A 16,312-nucleotide genomic window follows, 5' to 3' on the forward strand; every position below is an offset into this window, starting at 1 on the left:
GAGAACCCGTCAGCCACACCGCCTGCGGCTCGGACAGGAGGCGGAAACGTTGTGAACGCCCAAGGTGAGGGGCGGGCGTTCAGCTGGTGCTCTCAGGCGCGCTGCCGGCGGTCGACGATGCGGACGTCGACGGTGACCGCAGCGAACACGGCCCCTGCAGCCCACAGCCACGTGTTGCTGCCGGCCGCTACGGTTACGGCGACGACCGCGACCAAGCCGGCGACCGTGCACACAGCGAGGGCCCTGACGAGTGTCGGCATCCCGCCTCCTTCCTTACGGCGCGTCAGGGCTTGCGGGGCCCGCCCGGCTCGAGCCGGTGTCCATCCGTCCCTGACGGTAAGAGCCGGGTCCAGCCGTTTTCGGATGACAGACGGGCGGGCCGGAAGCTGCCTGCATCGGGCAAGAGGGCCGGTTCAGCCGCTCCCGCCAGTGTGGTGCGGGGGTCTGGCAGTGCCCAGAGACGTACGAGAGCCCGCCGCGGTGGAGTTGCGGCGGGCGTCTCGCGTGCAGCCTTCACGGGAAGGCAGTCGGCCCTGCGAGGGGTACGGGCACTTGGCGGGGCACGCGTGTGCAGGGAAAGGGGTGTCGTGCTGCGGGAGTTGGGAGAGCAGCGGGCGCCGCGCATCGAGTCTTACGCACCAGCTTGTGGCGACAATGCGCTCGCCAGTGGCTCGGGGCTGAGCGCGCTCGAGGGGATCGCCGCCCGGCTGCGGCTCGGGCGCCCGGGCGCGGAGCTGCTCGGCGATGCGTGGGCAGCACCTGTCAGCGCGCCCTTGATCGTCGGATTCACGCTCTCCTTCCCCCTTGAGCGGCCAAGTTCCTCATTCTTGCGATCCACCCCCGGTTCTGGGAAGGCTTTCGTCGATTCCGCCCCAGGTTGCGTGTGCTTCGGCATGATGGGCGCTCTCATCCGCAATGTCCTTGGGAGACCCATGCGCACCCGCATCACCACAGCCGCTGTGCTGCTCCTTGCTTCTCTCACCGCCTGCGGGCCCACCGACTCCGGCGCCGAAACAGCACCGAGCGGCAACGACAAGGGGTCGGCCAGTACCGAGAAGCCTTCGGCCGAGTCGGCCGCCCTCCCCGACATGGTGGGCAAGGGGCTGCAGAGCGCGCAGGACGAGGCGCAGGAAGCCGGCTTCTACTCGCTCACGTCGCACGACGCGCTCGGCCGGGGCCGTAATCAGGTTCTCGACCGAGGCTGGAAGGTCTGCTCCCAGACCCCGGCACCCGGCCAGCACCCGACCGACACGAAGGTCGACTTCAGCACGGTCAAGCTGGAGGAGGACTGCCCATCAGGCGGGGACCATGCCGAGCCCGAGGAGGTCGGCGGAGCCATGCCGAACTTCGTGGGCAAGTCGGTCAAGGTCGCCCGCCAGTCCCTCGACAGCTCGACAAGCATCACGGTGAACGACGTATCGGGGCAGGACCGCATGGTGCTCGTCGAGTCGAACTGGCGGGTCTGCTCCACGGATCCGGCTGCCGACGCGAAGCTTGACGGGCAGCCTGTGCAGATCAGCGCGGTGAAGTTCGGCGAGAACTGCTGACCTGCGCACCGTGGTCGAACGCTGCTTCGAGGGTGCAGGGACCATCTCCGGTCTCGCGGCCGGGCAGCTGTTGACCAACCTTCGTACGCGTCGCTTGGCACAGACGGCTGCCCGGTGCGCTGCATCAGCAACCAGGGTCCGTTGCACAACGTGATGCACAATTCCCGGCTCGTACGGTGGGCGAGTTCTCGGGCGCTGGCCGGTTGCCCACGACCGGCCGGCGGTCGCCGGGGGGGGTCGTTGCGGCAGCCCCCCGGCCTGCCGCTGTCAGGCGAGTTGCAGAGGGATACCGGCTGCACGACATGGCCCTGTATGCCCCGCCGGCGAGCGGACGCGCCTGGTCTCGTGCATGAGAAGCTGATCTGTCACGGGTCTTCGGCGACATCGCGGCGGCCGCCGACCGGGAGCTGCCCGACGACGAGGACGTGAAACTTGACGGCGAGTTTGGTGATCTTTTGCGGGCAGCGGCTGGCACGCCTGTTCGGCGGACGTCGGGCACTGCAGATCTCTCTTGAGGGGACGCCCATCAGCCCGACCGAAGCCCATGAAATGGGGCTGGTGGGCAGGGACGTACCAACCGACGCGCTGCTCCAGGAGGCCATCGAGCACGCCGCCCGGCTCGGCCGGCGGCCGAAAGCGGCCGTCCGGGCTGTGAAGCGAGCCGTCCGTGAGGGAGGCTCCCTCCCGCTTGAGGAAGGGCTGCGGTTCGAGGGCGCCGAGTGGTTGTCGACCACTACGACGGCGGAGTCGCTGGATGCCCAGCGTGCGTACCTTGCCCGTACCAAGGAGCTCCGTGACGTTCCCGCCCTGGCCCCTGAGACGCTCGAAGAAACCGCGGCGCGCGGACGGTTCGCCTGACGTCGGGCTGGGTCGTACTCCTGCAACCCATCACGCCGGCCGTTCGCGCGCTCGGCACGGGGGATGTGACCTCATGTGCTGCACCAGCGTTCCGAGGAGCTGCCCGGCGATATCTGGACGGCCAAGGTGGCGGCGATGGTGGTCCCGGCGCCCGGCGCCGGTGCGCGGCTGATCGGTGCCGTCTTGCATGCTTCCTCCTGACAGGGCAGGGGTGACGCCCTGTGGTGTGACGGCGACCGTGGCGGCCTCGGTGTCGATGTCGCGGACAGCCACCACCAACTCGGCAATGCCGACCTGCTCGCAGGCGACCTCGGGGGCGGCGCCGCCGGAGATCTGTCAGGCACTCGAGCTCCGGGCCAGCCGGGCTGACCGGTGGGCCTGGTGCCGGGCCCTGAGCGCGGGGTCCGTCACCTCCGCCACGGATGTGCACCAGGTCCTGAGCACGCGCTGAGCCGGATGACCGTCACGGCGGACTGCCGGGACGAGGGCCACTCCGGGACGGCGACTTACGCGAACCACTGGTGGGCGCCGGCGTTCCGCGGGGCCGGATCAGGCGGTCCATGTCCGGGGCGACGACAATGGGAAGCCGATTCTCACTCGTCACAGAACTTCGAGGACTGCTTCTGAGGCTGGGCGCACCGAGTCCCGGTGCGGGGTGTCGGGCCGCCGGGAGTTCCCCCTGAACCAGAGGGCCGACGGACCGGAAGGGCATTCTTCCCGGTCCGGACGCCGACCTGCCGGTCAGCATCCGGACCCGTCGGTGCGGCTCAGCCGTTGGGCAGGCTGTAGGTCTTCGCCGCGGGGACCTCGTGGGCCGGTTCGACGTTCGCGAGGCCGCCGGGAGCCGTCTTCGAGGGCTTGTGGATGAAGGACTGGTATGTCGCCGGCTTGGCACGGTCCGAGAAGTTCAGGGGCACGCCGAGCACCGTGAGCTCGGACTGCTTGCGGTGGGCCGCCGCTATGCCTTCGCGGGTCAGGTCCTTGGCCTTGCAGGCCGCCTTCAGGTCTTCGCCGAGGACACTGATCGCGTTCCAGCCGCTGACGACGCCGGAGTCGAGCAGGTCCTTCGGGTACTTCGCCTTGTAGTCGTCGGCGAGCTTCTTCATCGCCGGGTTGTCGGCGCTGAACGCCGGGGCGGGGCTCACCACGTGGAGCATCTTCTCCAGGGCGGGGCCGACCGGGGTCGCCAGCAGCTGCGGAGCGAAGCCCGGCGAACTGGTGAGGACCGGGACGGCGAAGCCCGCGGCGGCCGCGGTGCCGACCAGGGCGGCCGTCTGGCGCGGGCCGGCGCTGATCAGAATCGCCTTGACGCCGGCCTGCTTGAGGGCGGTGAACTGGGCGGTCAGGTCCTGGTCGGTGGGCTTGATCTTCTGCCCGACGACGGTCAGCTTCTGGTTCTTGGCGGCGTACGTGGCACCGGCGAGCGCGTTCTCGCCGTACTCGCCCTCGAAGTAGACGTGGCCGATCTTGTCGCCCGCCTTCAGCTTGGCCGTGCGGACCACGAAGTCGACGCCATTGATCACGTCGACGTCGTAGGTCGAGCCGACGACCTGGACGTACTCGCGGCCGAGCAGGGTGGAGGCCCAGGCCATCGGGAACGTGAGCAGGTGCTTGGCCTCCAGCTCCTGTTCCAGCGAGGACACCACGGGAGAGCCGACCACCTGGGACAGCGCTGCCACGTTCGGCTCGGTCTCCGTGAACGCGGACACGGCCTTCTGCACGTCGTAGCCGTGGTCCTTGACCGTGATCTTGACGGTCCGGCCGCAGATGCCGCCGGAGGCGTTGAGCTGGTCCGCGTAGAGCTGCTGGGCGTTGACGATGCTCTTGCCGAGAGAGGCGTACGGGCCGGTGAGGTCGGTCAGCGCGCCCAGGGTGATGGTCTTCTCCGTCACTCCGGGACCGGTCTTGATGCCGTCGCTGCCGGCGCCGTTGGCGTCGGCACCGCTCTTGGTGCTGCAGGCCGTGGCGCTCAGGGCGAGTGCGGCGATGACGGCTGCGGCCGGGGCGAGTCGGGTGTGTCTCACGAGGTGTGCTCCTTCGGGGTGGTGCGGGTGCGGCGAGGGAAACGCCGGGTGCGGGGGGATTCGTCGCCCTTGCGGCGCGGCCGTCTGTGGGCCAGTCCGGCCAGGCCGCCGGGGGCGAAGATCAGGACCAGGACGATCGCGGTGCCGTAGAGGTAGCGGGCCGCGTCGCCCGGGGACACGCCCGATCCCGTGGTGCCGGGAGCGGTGAGCAGGGGCAGGTCGTCGGCGTACTTGGTGAGCAGGTGCGGGATCAGGGCGACGAAGACCGCGCCGCAGGCCGCGCCGCCGACCGAGCCGAGGCCGCCGATGACGATCATGGCGAGGTAGTCGATGGACAGCAGGAGCCCGAAGTGGTCGGGGACGACGCGCTTGAACACCAGGGCCAGCAGGGCACCCGCGGCGCCTGCGTACATCGAGGAGACGATGAACGCCGAGGCGCGGTAGCGGGTGAGAGGGACTCCCATGACGGCCGCGGCGACCTCGCTGTCGCGTACGGCGCCGAGTGCGCGGCCGGGGCGCCCGCGCAGGAGGTTGTGCGCGGCGAGCCAGGCCACGGCGACCAGGGCCAGGCCGACGTACCACAGGCGCTCCAGCCCCCCGAAGGGGACGCCGATGACGGTGAGACCGTCGGGTGAGCTGTCGGTGAAGGAGAAGCCGAGGATGTCCAGCGGCGGTACGGAGCGGCCGTTGAACCCGCCGGTGACCTGCGGGGCGTTGAGCATCATGTGGTGGCCCAGGAAGACCAGGGCGAGGGTGGCGATGCCCAGGTACATGCCGCGCAGCCGGCCGGAAATGGGGCTGAACAGGCCGCCCGCCGCACCGGCGAGGACGATGGCCAGCCCGAAGGCGAGCAGGGGCGGGAGCCCGAGGCCGTACAGGCTGCTGGGGCCGGTGCCGGACGGCTCGGACGCCAGCCACACATAGCCGTACGCGCCGACGGCGAGGAAGAAGGCGTGGCCGAGGGAGAGTTGTCCGGTCGTCCCGGAGAGCAGGTTCAGCCCGATGGCGCCGATGACGGCGGCCATGGCGAACAGGCCCGTCTGGAGCCAGAACGAGGTGACGTAGAAGGGCAGGGCCAGCAGGACCAGCACGCCTGCGGCCAGGGTGGCCGCACGCCGCCCGCGCGGGGAGACCGTGCCGGACCGCCTGCCGGGGGCGGACGGGGCACCGGGGGGAGCGGCCGAGGCCGTCACGGTGCGGGTGGTTTCGGCGGTGCCGGTGGCTTCGGTGTGACCGGCCGTGCCGGCGGTGTCGGTGGCGTCGGCGGTGCCGGTGGTTTCGGTGATGGCACGGGCGTCAGACACGGGTCAGCTCCTTCGATCCGAAGAGACCGGTGGGCCTGACCAGGAGCACGAGCACCATCACGAGGTAGGGGGCCACGTCGGAGAATCCGGCGCCCAGGACGCTAAGTTCGTTCTGGTAGCCGGCGGCCATCGCCGCCGTGAGGCCGATCACCAGGCTTCCGACGAGCGCACCGACGGCCGAGTCCATGCCGCCGAGGATCGCCGCGGGGAAGGCGCTCAGGGCTATGTGACTGGTCGTACGGTCGAGTCCCGGTGCGGGGAAGGCGGCGAGGAACACGGCGGCGACGGCGGCCAGTGCCCCGGCGACGCACCAGGCGATGAGGCGTACGCGGTCCAGCCGTATCCCCATCAGCGCCGCGGCCTCCGGGTCGGCGGCCGCGGACCGCATCGACAGGCCCCAACGGGACCAACGGAAGGCGGCGAAGAAGGCGGCGATGACGACGACCGCGACGACGATGCCCGCCATCCGCGCGTCGGCGACGGTGATGCTGCCGAGCCGGGTCACATCGGCGCCCCAGGGGTCGCCCATGGAGAGGTAGTCGGCGCCGACCTGCCGGTTGAGTTCGGTGCTGAGCAGGACGTCCACGCCGATGGTGAGGATCGTCAGCGTGTGGATCTCCGCGCCGCGCAGGCCGCGGGTGGCCAGAAGCTGCACCAGGCCGGCCAGTGCTGCGGCGAGCGCGGCGCCCACGAGGACGGCGGGGACGAACCCGATGACGTCGTGGAGGCGGGCCGTGACATAGCCGCCGAAGAGCAGCAGGGAGCCGTGCGCGAAGTTCATGACGCCGGACGCCTTGAAGATCACGACGAATCCCAGGGCTATCAGCGCGTAGACGGAGCCGAGCGCGAGTCCGTTGAGGACGGTTTCAGTGAGCTTGATCATGACTCTTCCTCCGAGGCGCGCTCGGTGTCCTTCGCGGGGTCCGGGGCGGCGGTCGTGGCAGGTTCCGGGCCCGGCCCGGTGTCCGGTTCGGTCTCCTCCACCGGCTCGGGTGCCGCGACGGGCTCTGGATCGCGTGCCGGACCGGGTTCTGGTTCGCGTGTCGGACCGGGCTCCGGACCCGGCTCTGTTTGCTGGACCGGGGTGCCGAGATACGCGCTGATGACCGCCGGGTCGTTCTGGATGCGCTCGGGCGGTCCGTCCGCGATGAGGCGGCCGAAGTCGAGCACCGTCACCGAGTCGGCGATCCGCATGATCAGGCCCATGTCGTGCTCGACGATGAGGATCGAGATGTCCAGGGCGTCACGGACCCGGGCGATCGTCTCGGCCATCGCCGAGCGCTCGGTCGGGTGCATGCCGGCGACGGGCTCGTCGAGCAGCAGCAACTGCGGCTCCATGCACAGCGCGCGCGCCATTTCCACCCGCTTGCGGTCGCCGTACGCAAGCCCGCCGACCGGCTTGTCGAACGCGGGACCCAGACCCAGGAAGTCGGCGATCTCAGCCGCCCGCTCCCGGTGGCGGCGCTGCTCGCGCACCGTGTGCGGCAGTCGCAGCGCGCTCGCCGTGAAGCCCGCCCGGGTCAGCCGGTGGCGGCCCAGCATGAGGTTGTCGGCGACGGTCCCGTGGGTGAGCACGATGTTCTGGAAAGTGCGGGCGACACCGAGCTGCGCGATGCGGTGGGGTGCGAGGCGGGTGAGGTCCTTGTCCGCGTACCGGACGCTTCCGGCGGTGGCCCGGTAGACGCCGGAGATGACGTTGAAGCAGGTGGACTTGCCCGCGCCGTTGGGGCCGATGAGGGCGTGGATCGTGCCGGGCCGGACCGTGAAGGACAGGTCGTCGAGGGCGACGAGGCCGGAGAAGCGCACGGTCAGGTTCTCGACCGTGAGGGCCGGGACCGGGCCGTGCACCGTGTCCGGTCGGGGGGCTGTGGCGGCCTCGGGGGTGGTGGCCGTCGCGTCGATGCTCATCCGTTCCACCTGCCGAGCTCGGTCAGGCCCGGTCCGGTCACGGACGCAGTGCCCGCGGACGTCGCGCACTGCGCGTCGGCGTCGGGCGCGCCGCAGCCCGTCTCGTAGGTCTCGCCGAGATACAGCCGCCGCACCTCGTCCGCCGCGGCGAGATCGGCCGAGGCACCCTCCAGCCGCACCTGGCCCACGTCCAGCACCGACGCGCGGTCGGACAGTTCCAGCGCCATGGCGGCGTTCTGCTCGACGAGCAGGATCGAGGTCCCCTGGGCGTTGATCTCGCGGATGATCTCCGCGATGCGCCGGACCATCAGCGGCGCGAGGCCCAGCGAAGGCTCGTCGAGGAGCAGCAGGCTCGGCCCGGCCATCAGCGCGCGGCCCATCGCGAGCATCTGCTGCTCTCCACCGGACATCAGCCCGGCAGCCTGCCGCCGGCGTTCGGCCAGTACCGGAAACTGCGTGAAGACACGTTCACGGGCGGCTCGCAATTCGGCGCGCGAGCGGCGTGCCGACCCGAGGAACCCCGCCTTGAGGTTGTCCTCCACGGACAGGGCGCCGAAGATCCGCCGACCCTCGGGCACCTGCACCACCCCGGCGGCGACGGCCCGCGCGGCGTCGCCGCTCAGCCGTACGCCGTCGAAGTGCACGGTGCCGCTGTCGACCGTGCCGCTGTGCAGCGCGAGGGTCCCGGAGACCGCCCGGAGCAATGTGGACTTGCCCGCGCCGTTGGAGCCGAGCACGGCGACGATCCGGCCCTGCGGGACGGTCAGCGACACCCCGTGGAGCGCCTGGACGGACCGTCCGTAACTGACGTGCAGATCGGTGACCCGGAGGGTTCCGGCCTCGGTCTCTGGTGGGCTCATCAGGGCGTTCTCCTTGCTGCTCGGCGAGCGGACGCCGGTCGGGAGCGCTACGAGAACACGGCGGGGGCAGGGCGTCCATGGACTGGGAAGGAGCCGCTGTCACTTCCCAGCCGGCGCGCGGCCCGCTTGTGAGGGGGCACAATCCGTACCTCCTGCTGTGCGCGGATCATCACGATTTGGCGGAGGTCTCGCTCCAGGGATGACCGACTGCTTAGCATGTGGACCTCGAAGGGTGCGCCGCCGCCACACGCCGATCGCCGACCGGTGGACCACCCGACCTGCGCCCCGCGCAGCACACGACATGGCGACCCGCCGTGGTGTCCTTGCACGCCCCGTCCGTCTGGAGGGTCCATGCACACCAGTTCCGTCGGTGGCGCGGTCCGCCCCCGCGTCGCCACCGTCGGTCCGCTGCCCCAAGCCGCCGCCGATTCCTCGTCGTCGCTCCAGCTGTTCGACCACGCCTGCCGGCGCCTCCTTGGGCGGGGCACCTCCTTCACCGACTCAGTGGTGCACCAGATCCGCACCGAAGTGCCGCACTACGCCGACCCGGTGCTCTCGCCGCCCGACCTCAAGCAGTCCACGGACACCGGCATCCGCTTCGCGCTGGAGGCCGCCCTCGACCCGGGCCGCATCGTGGACATCGAGCGCTACACCCGTGAGCTCGGCATACGCCGTGCCGAGGAGGGCCGCCCCCTCGACGAGGTGATGCGCGCCTTCCGGGTCGCCGGCTCGGAGGTCTGGAACGGGATCATCAGCGTCGTGGAGCGGGACGGGCTCGGCGACCAGCGTCACCTCGTGCACGTGGCGGCGCTGGTGTGGAAGATGAACGACCGCGACGCCGCCCTGGTCGCCGACGCCTACCGCCAGGTCGCCAAGGGCGTGGCCAGCCGGCACAGCGAGCGGGTGCGCCTGATCCTCGCCGCCGTCCTGGAGAGCCGTAGCGACCCGGCGTTCATCCAGGACGCCGCGGCGATCCTCGATCTGCCGCCCGACGGACGCTTCGCGGTGGCGGAGCTGCGGGCCACGTCGCCCTTCGACCGTGCACCCGACGCCGTCCCGGAGATCCGTGGCATGCGCGTCCTGCGCCACGTCGGCGCACAGCGCGATGTGCTCGTCGCCCACCTCGGCGACCGTCCGCTCGACGCGCTCGCCTCCGCCCTCGAGGCCGGACCCGGCATGCGCATCGGCATCAGCCCCGTCGTCCGCGGCCTGGAGAACCTGCCCCGGGCGCGGGAGATGGCCGGACTCGCCCTGCGCACCTGCCGCGCGAACGGGGAGGTCGCCCGGCTCGACGCCCGTCTGCCCGACGGTCTGCTGGTCTCACGGCCGGACCTGTCCGCCGAGCTCGCCCTGCGGGTGCTCCGGCCGCTGTACGCCCTGGATCCCGCCGACCGCGAAACGCTGATCGACACGCTCGGAGTGTGGATCGAGAAGGGCGGCTCCGCGGTCCAGGCGGCCCGGCACATGCTGTGCCACCGCAACACGGTGCTGAACCGGCTGCGCCGCTTCGAGCAGATCACGGGTCTCGAACTGTCCCGCCCCCGCGATCTCGTACGGCTCACGCTCGCCTTCGACACGCTTCAACTGCTCGGGCCGGCGGCCGTCCTCGGCTGCGGGGATGCCTGGGACTCCGACACGGAAAGCTGAAGCCGCACGGCAGTACGCCCGTCCGGCACACGTAGTCCGCACGGGAGTACGACCACCTGACACGCGTACGGCTTCACGTGGACAACCCCGGGCATGCGTATCACCGGGCCGGATTCCTTGCCGCGGATGGCCGAATGGGCATCAGCACAGTCGCGCCACCACGGCGTTGGGAGCGGACAACGGGGTGCTCGAAGCGCATGGACTGACCGGTCGGTACGTGCTCTGGTGAGCCCTCATCAGGGGCAATGCCGTCAGGGGCAATGCCCTCGCCAGGCATCGCCCGAGCGAGGCGATGCGCGCGCGTCCTCGCCCGCCAGGAGAGCTCCATGGCCCATCAGCACGCCCATCCGCACATCCGTTCATTCCGTCAAAGACCCCGGCCCCACCGGCCGGGCAGATCCTTCGCGCTCGTCAACGGACTGACCTTCGCGGTCCATCTCCTGCTTGCCTGCGCCGCGGAGGACCTGCTGGCCACCCGTGTCGCCGGACAGATCAACCTCGGCGTCGTCGCTCTTCTCGCGCAGGGCTCGCTCCTGTTGTGGTCGGCGGCGCGTTACGACCGCGCCGCCCAGGAGGAGGCCGCGCGCGAGCCGGAGGAGGAGCACTGATGCTTCCTCAGGTACTGCTCGCCGCGGGGCATCCCGGCACCCTCGACCTGGACACCGGCACCCGCTCCTGGGTTCTCGTCGGCTTCCTCGCCTTCGTCGTCCCGATCCTTTTCATCTGCGTGCTCAACGGCCCCGAGCGGGACCGGGTCGACGACTTCTACACGGCGGGTCGCACGATGCGGCCGGTCCAGGGCGCCCTCGTCCTCACCGGCGTCTATCTCTCCGCCGCGACCGTGCTCGGCACGACGGGAGCCGTCGCGGTCTTCGGCTTCGACGGCCTGTTCATCGCCCTGTGCACCGTGCTGTCGCTCGGTGTCCTGCTCCTGCTGTCCGGCCCGCTGCGGGAACGCGGCACCTACACCCTCGGCGACACGTTCGCCCTGCGGGCCCCGGGGCCCGCGGTGAGGATCGCGGTCGCCGTCGTCACGCTGAGCGCGTGCGTCCCGTATCTGATCGTCCAGCTCTCCGGTGCGGGCAGGACCACCGCCATGGTGGTCGGCCTGTCCGGTCCCGGCGCCGAGCAGACCGCCATCGTCATGATCGGCACCCTCGTCGTCTGTGCCACCGCCTTCGGCGGGATGCGCGGCATGATCGCGATCCAGGTGATCAAGACGGTGCTCCTGCTCGCCATGGCCGTGGCCGTGGCGGCGGTGCTGCTCCACCGCTTCCACTGGAGTGCCGACTCCCTCATCGAGGCCGCCGGGCGAGGCAGCGGCCGTCCCGAGGGCTATATGCGTCCGGGCCTGCGGTTCGCCGCCGGCAGCCCGGTCGAGGGGACGCTCGACTTCATCGGTCTGATGATCACCGTGGTGCTGGGCGTCGCGTGCATGCCCCATGTCGCCACCCAGCTCAACACCGCGCCCGACGCCGCCGCGGCACGCCGCACGGTCCGCCACACCATCGCCATCGTCGGTGTCATCTGCCTGCTCACCACACTGCTGGGATTCGGGGCCGCGGCGCTGATAGGCGCCCCCAAGATCCTCGCTGCCGATCCCGGAGCCACCAGCAGCCTGCTGATGCTCACCGCCGATCTGACGGGCGGCTCGTCGGCGCAGACGGGCGAGGCATGGCTCGTCGTGCTGGTCTCCTGCGCGGTGTTCCTCACCACCCTGGCAGTCGTCGCGAGCGTGACGCTGGCGGCCGCAGGCTCGGTCGCCCACGACCTCGTCACCAGCGTCGTCCGCCGCGGGCGCACGACCGAGGGCCGGGAAGTGGCCGCCGCCCGCATCGCGTCCGCCTCGGTCGGGGTGCTGAGCATCTGCCTCGCGGTGTGGGTGCAGGGGTGGAACATGGGCTTCCTGTCCACGATCTCCCTGGCGGTGGCGAGTTCCTGCCTGCTCCCGGCGCTGGTGTACTCGCTGTTCTGGCGCGGCTTCATGCGCAGGGGGCTGCTGTGGACGCTGTACGGAGGGCTCGGCTGCACCATCGGACTCCAGGTCCTGAGCCCCGTCTTCTCCGGCAGCCCGATGGCGCTGTTCCCCGAGTGGGACATCTCCTGGTTCCCGCTGCAGACGGTCGCCCTGGTGTCACTGCCTGCCGCATTCCTGTTCGGCTGGCTGGGGAGCGTCACGGGACAGCGGCGTGCGGCCGCGTTGCCGGAGCAGCCCGTCAGGGGCTGACGCGCGAATGTGGCGGCCGGGGAGCTCCCTCACACGCTCCACCGGCCGCCGCCTCCTGCCGAGTTCGGCCGACGGCGACGACGTCGACACGCCGGTGCGGCGCCGCATCCCGCGCAGCCACCGGTCGGTGTCAGTCGCGCGGTGGGCGTAGTGGCCGGGTATCTCCACGTGGGGAACGATCGGGAAGCGCCTGTCCGCGAGGCCTTCATCACCTCGTCGGCCACGTCCTCCGGGTCGGGCACCGAGGACCCGAGTGGCGGTTGACGACCGCTCAACGAACCGGCCGGATGCCGGGCGGATGAAGGCACCGGAGCGGCGTCCGGCCAGGTCGCACACATGAGCATGGTCATCGACCACGTCACCACAGCCTGGTGCTGTGACCGGCAAGTTCACCGGGTGGGGGTGGGGCCGGTCTGCTGGAAGCGCGCACTGCTGAGCGGAGTACTCGGCTGTCGGCGGCGACCATTACGATCGGCAGCCATGCAACTTGAAGCACAGATATCCCGGCTGGCAGAGCTCGGCCTGCCGCTCGCAGCCGACAGAACCGTCGACGACCTGCTTTACTCCCTGCCCCGGGACCTGTTCGAGCGCAGGCCGTACGAACTCCTGCTGTCCATCATGGGCGTCGAGGTAGAGCGGGAGCCATGGGGGCGGTGGTTCTGCGACCGGGTGTGGAGCTTCGACACCGAGTGCGTCCACGGGCCCGGCGCGTACGTCAGGATCGCCCGCGAGCTGTGCCGGATCGCCGGCCGTCCGGACGCCTTCACCGACCTGCGGGACCACGTCGACCTCGAATCGGGAGAGGCGTGGATCGAGTACACCATCGACGGCCGACGGCAGCGCTGGACCGCCGAAGTGCACGACGACTGGGCGGACACGCTGGTGGTCAGCTACCTGATGGACGACCTGCAGCAGGACGGAGGCCGCTTCTGGACGAGAGGCCATGGCCAGTGCATGAACCTGTACTTCCTCGACGAGGCCGCCGCGCACGAGATCAACGGGCTGCTCACCGACGGGCGACCGCTGGTACCCGTCCTCGGCGGGGACGGCTGACCGCAGGAAGCGGCAGTTGCCCGTGGCCGGCCTCGGCGACATGTGCCCGAGGTCTTCACCCTCTGTGCGTCCACCACGGCCGCGGACGGTTCCCCGCTGCGGCCCTGCGCGCGCCGGGCCGGCCGTGCTGGTCTCCCCAGCCAGGGGACCCATGCAGCACAGCGTTGACCGAGTCGAAAGGGCGTCGCCGGCCTCTGCGCGATCTCGGCCCGCCCGAACATCTCCGCGGTCCCGGGTCAGCAGGATCCGGCTGGTCTACAGGCCGAGCATCGACTGTTCGGTCCAGACAGTCTTGCCCTCGCGGGTGTAGCGAGTGCCCCAGCGTTCGGTCAGCTGGGCCACCAGGAACAGGCCGCGGCCGCCCTCATCGGTGGTGCGGGCGCGACGAAGGTGAGGTGAGGTGTGGCTGGCGTCGGCGACCTCGCAGACGAGGCATCGTTCACGGATGAGTCGCAGGGTCACGGGGCCGCTGGCGTAGCGGTAGGCGTTGGTGACCAGTTCACTGGCGATCAATTCGGTGCTGAATGCCAGGTGCTCCAGTCCCCATTGAGTGAGTTGGGCCGTGGCGAGCGCTCTGGCCTGGGCGGCGGCGGTTGGCTGCAGCGGAAGTTGCCAGGAGGCAACGTTCTCCGGTGGCAGCACACGGGTGCGCGCGATGAGCAGGGCGATGTCGTCAGCGGGCTGTGCGGGCACGAGGGAGTCGACAACCGCCTGGCACGTCTTCTCCAAGGCGTCCGCGGGGAGCGTGAGCGCTGTGCGCAGCCGTTGCAGGCCCGTATCGACGTCCATGTGACGTTCGCCGATGAGTCCGTTGGTGTAGAGCGTGAGCAGGCTGCCCTCGGCCAGTTCGATCTCCCGGGTTTCGAACGGCAGACCGCCCAGGCCGAGCGGCGGGCCGGGGGGCAGGTCGAGCAGGTCTGCCTGTCCGTCTGGTGTGGTCACGACCGGCGGAGGGTGACCAGCGCGCGCTGCGGAGCATTGCCGGGAGACGGGGTCGTAGACGGCGTACAGGCAGGTGGCGCCGACAATCTGCTCGCCCGCCGGTCGTTCGCCGGCTGTCTCTTGTTCCGCGGCAAGGAGGTTGACCAGGTCGTCCAGTCGGGAGAGGACCTCGTCCGGTTCCAGGTCGAGGGTGGCGAGGGTGTGCACGGCCGTACGCAGCCGACCCATGGTGGCAGCGGCGTGCAGTCCGTGGCCCACCGCGTCGCCGACGACGAGTGCCACCCTGGCCCCGGACAACGGAATGACGTCGAACCAGTCACCGCCGGGACCGGGGGCTGTACTGGCCGGGAGGTAGCGAGGAACCACTTCGACGGCCAGCTGGTGCGGAACCGTCCTTGGCAGCAGGGCCCGTTGCAGGGTGGACGCGGTCTGCTGCTGCTGGGTGAAGCGTCGGGCGTTGTCGATGCTGACGGCGGCGCGCGAGGCCAGTTCGTGGGCCAGTGTGAGATCGTCGGCCTCGAACGGCTCGGGGTGTCGCGATCGCCACAGGCTCATCACGCCCAGTACCAGACCGCGCGCGGCCAGTGGCACCACGATCAGGGAATGAGCCGAGAGATCCGGGGCGTGCTCGCCCTGGCGCGGTTCCGCCAAGAACCAGTCGGGCGAAAGCACCGGTTCGAGGAGGGGACGGCCGTCGGCCAGGCATCTGGCCTGTGGTGTGCCGGGTGCCAACTCCACCAGCGCCCCTTCCGGCTGCGCCGGATCAGGCTGCCGGGCCACGAGGCCGCTGACCGCAACCCGTGCGACGGGCCCCGCCAGCGCCTGCGCCGGCTCCTCACCGCGCATCACCGGTTGCAACAGGTCCACCGATACATGGTCGGCCAGGTGAGGGACCATCACCTCCGCGAGTTCGCAGGCCGTCTGTCGCACGTCGAGCGTCGATCCGATGCGGGCGCCGGCCTGGTCGAGGAGCGCCAGGCGAAGTCGAGCCCGATGGCGTTCGGTGACGTCCTCGACCGTCTCGGCGACCCCCAGGACCCGGCCGGATGGATCTTCCAGTCGGAAGGCCGAGACGGACGCAGCCCGAACGCGTGTCGGATCCCGCTCCAGGCGGGCGTACTGCTCCGTGGAGACCAGTGATTTTCCGCTCTTCATCACCTGGCGCACCCGGTCCACGGCCTTCCGCGCGTCCTCGGCGACCAGCAGGGCGCCGGTTGGCATTCCCCGAAAGGAGGCGGCCGGGACTCCGGTGAACCGTTCGATCGCCCTGTTGACCCGCAGAATCGTCATCTCGGGGCTGTGGACGGCCAGACCGATCGGGCACCGGCGGAACAACCCGTCGAGGACCGCGCGGTCCCTTTGCCACTCGAGGACCTCCGCCGCGGGTGCCCCGACGAGGAACCATTCGCGGACATGGTCACCGCGCAGCAGCGCACGTGCCCGGAAACCCATCTCCACGAGCCGCCCGCTGCGATGCCGCACAGCCAGCACGCCGAACCAGCCTCCGTCTCTCCTGCACGTCGCCGCCGCGTCCTCGGCGGCCGGCAGGTCGTCGGGATCGATCAGGACATCGAAGGCCGGACGGCCGATCACTGCAGACTCGGGGTAGCCGAGCAACTCCTGGGCCCGCAGGCTCCAGCCCACCACGACTCCCCGATCGTCGAGCACCGCCGAGGCGGCGTGGTGCAGAGCGAACGGATCGTCCCCGCTCTCGCTGAGCACCGTCATCCGCTTTTCCACCCCGGACACCACCTCGTATCGGATACCGATGTTCCCCCAGGCTCTTCGCACGCGGCTGGCAACGGCGTGCCCCGGGCCCGGGTGGGTCGCTCCCTGCTCCAACGCTTGGTGCGGGAATCAGGCTGATGCCATGCGACGTATTGAACTCGGTCAGGGCCGACAGCCCGCAGGGCGCCGGGTCGCGGCGTGGCGGCCATCACCC

Annotated in this window: 14 protein-coding genes; 7 read left to right on the forward strand and 7 right to left on the reverse strand. The window is 70.6% G+C overall.

The window, feature by feature from the left end; translation table 11 throughout:
* Positions 1–92: 92 nt before the first annotated feature.
* Positions 93–260: a hypothetical protein gene (locus AB0K02_RS15000; protein WP_365992840.1), complete on the reverse strand. Its 168-nt coding sequence runs from the start codon at positions 258–260 to the stop codon at positions 93–95.
* Positions 261–587: 327 nt separating this feature from the next.
* On the opposite strand from AB0K02_RS15000, the gene AB0K02_RS15005 reads away from it, so the two are divergent.
* From AB0K02_RS15005 to AB0K02_RS15015, 3 genes are all read left to right on the forward strand, one after another.
* A complete protein-coding gene (locus AB0K02_RS15005) occupies positions 588–1,547 on the forward strand; it encodes a hypothetical protein (protein ID WP_365992841.1) in 960 nt (319 codons plus the stop codon).
* A gap of 447 nt (positions 1,548–1,994) precedes the next feature.
* Positions 1,995–2,405, forward strand: a complete 411-nt coding sequence (locus AB0K02_RS15010) for an enoyl-CoA hydratase-related protein (RefSeq protein ID WP_365992975.1) — start codon at positions 1,995–1,997, stop codon at positions 2,403–2,405.
* A gap of 75 nt (positions 2,406–2,480) precedes the next feature.
* Entirely contained in the window at positions 2,481–2,606 is a 126-nt protein-coding gene (locus tag AB0K02_RS15015) for a hypothetical protein (protein WP_365992842.1), read from the forward strand.
* Between the two features lie 566 nt (positions 2,607–3,172).
* Here the strand turns inward: AB0K02_RS15015 and AB0K02_RS15020 are convergent.
* The 5 genes from AB0K02_RS15020 to AB0K02_RS15040 form a co-directional block, all read right to left on the reverse strand.
* Complete coding sequence (locus AB0K02_RS15020; protein WP_365992843.1) at positions 3,173–4,429, reverse strand: ABC transporter substrate-binding protein; 1,257 nt, start codon at positions 4,427–4,429, stop codon at positions 3,173–3,175.
* Positions 4,426–5,532 (reverse strand): branched-chain amino acid ABC transporter permease, encoded by a 1,107-nt coding sequence (locus AB0K02_RS15025; protein WP_365992976.1) that lies wholly within the window; start codon positions 5,530–5,532, stop codon positions 4,426–4,428. Before AB0K02_RS15025 ends, AB0K02_RS15020 begins: the two co-directional genes overlap by 4 nt.
* Positions 5,533–5,725: 193 nt before the next feature.
* Complete coding sequence (locus AB0K02_RS15030; RefSeq protein ID WP_365992844.1) at positions 5,726–6,616, reverse strand: branched-chain amino acid ABC transporter permease; 891 nt, start codon at positions 6,614–6,616, stop codon at positions 5,726–5,728.
* Positions 6,613–7,581, reverse strand: a complete 969-nt coding sequence (locus tag AB0K02_RS15035; protein WP_365992977.1) for an ATP-binding cassette domain-containing protein — start codon at positions 7,579–7,581, stop codon at positions 6,613–6,615. Before AB0K02_RS15035 ends, AB0K02_RS15030 begins: the two co-directional genes overlap by 4 nt.
* 56 nt (positions 7,582–7,637) lie before the next feature.
* Positions 7,638–8,501, reverse strand: coding sequence for an ABC transporter ATP-binding protein (locus tag AB0K02_RS15040; protein ID WP_365992845.1), 864 nt, complete (start codon positions 8,499–8,501; stop codon positions 7,638–7,640).
* Between the two features lie 351 nt (positions 8,502–8,852).
* Between AB0K02_RS15040 and AB0K02_RS15045 the strand changes: the two genes are divergently transcribed.
* The 4 genes from AB0K02_RS15045 to AB0K02_RS15060 all read left to right on the forward strand — a co-directional run bounded on the left by AB0K02_RS15045 (position 8,853) and on the right by AB0K02_RS15060 (position 13,428).
* On the forward strand, positions 8,853–10,148 hold the full coding sequence (locus AB0K02_RS15045) for a helix-turn-helix domain-containing protein (RefSeq protein WP_365992846.1): 1,296 nt from the start codon (positions 8,853–8,855) through the stop codon (positions 10,146–10,148).
* Positions 10,149–10,474: 326 nt separating this feature from the next.
* The gene (locus AB0K02_RS15050) at positions 10,475–10,756 is read left to right on the forward strand and encodes a hypothetical protein (RefSeq protein ID WP_365992847.1); all 282 of its coding nucleotides are present in this window, start codon (positions 10,475–10,477) and stop codon (positions 10,754–10,756) included.
* On the forward strand, positions 10,756–12,375 hold the full coding sequence (locus AB0K02_RS15055) for a cation acetate symporter (protein ID WP_365992848.1): 1,620 nt from the start codon (positions 10,756–10,758) through the stop codon (positions 12,373–12,375). Before AB0K02_RS15050 ends, AB0K02_RS15055 begins: the two co-directional genes overlap by 1 nt.
* A 480-nt stretch (positions 12,376–12,855) precedes the next feature.
* On the forward strand, positions 12,856–13,428 hold the full coding sequence (locus AB0K02_RS15060; protein WP_365992849.1) for a hypothetical protein: 573 nt from the start codon (positions 12,856–12,858) through the stop codon (positions 13,426–13,428).
* A 255-nt stretch (positions 13,429–13,683) separates the two neighbouring features.
* On the opposite strand, the gene AB0K02_RS15065 is transcribed toward AB0K02_RS15060, so the two are convergent.
* Complete coding sequence (locus AB0K02_RS15065; RefSeq protein WP_365992850.1) at positions 13,684–16,098, reverse strand: SpoIIE family protein phosphatase; 2,415 nt, start codon at positions 16,096–16,098, stop codon at positions 13,684–13,686.
* Between the last annotated feature and the right edge of the window lie 214 nt (positions 16,099–16,312).

The organism is Streptomyces sp. NPDC049597 (assembly GCF_040675505.1).
Classification (GTDB): Bacteria; Actinomycetota; Actinomycetes; order Streptomycetales; family Streptomycetaceae; genus Streptomyces.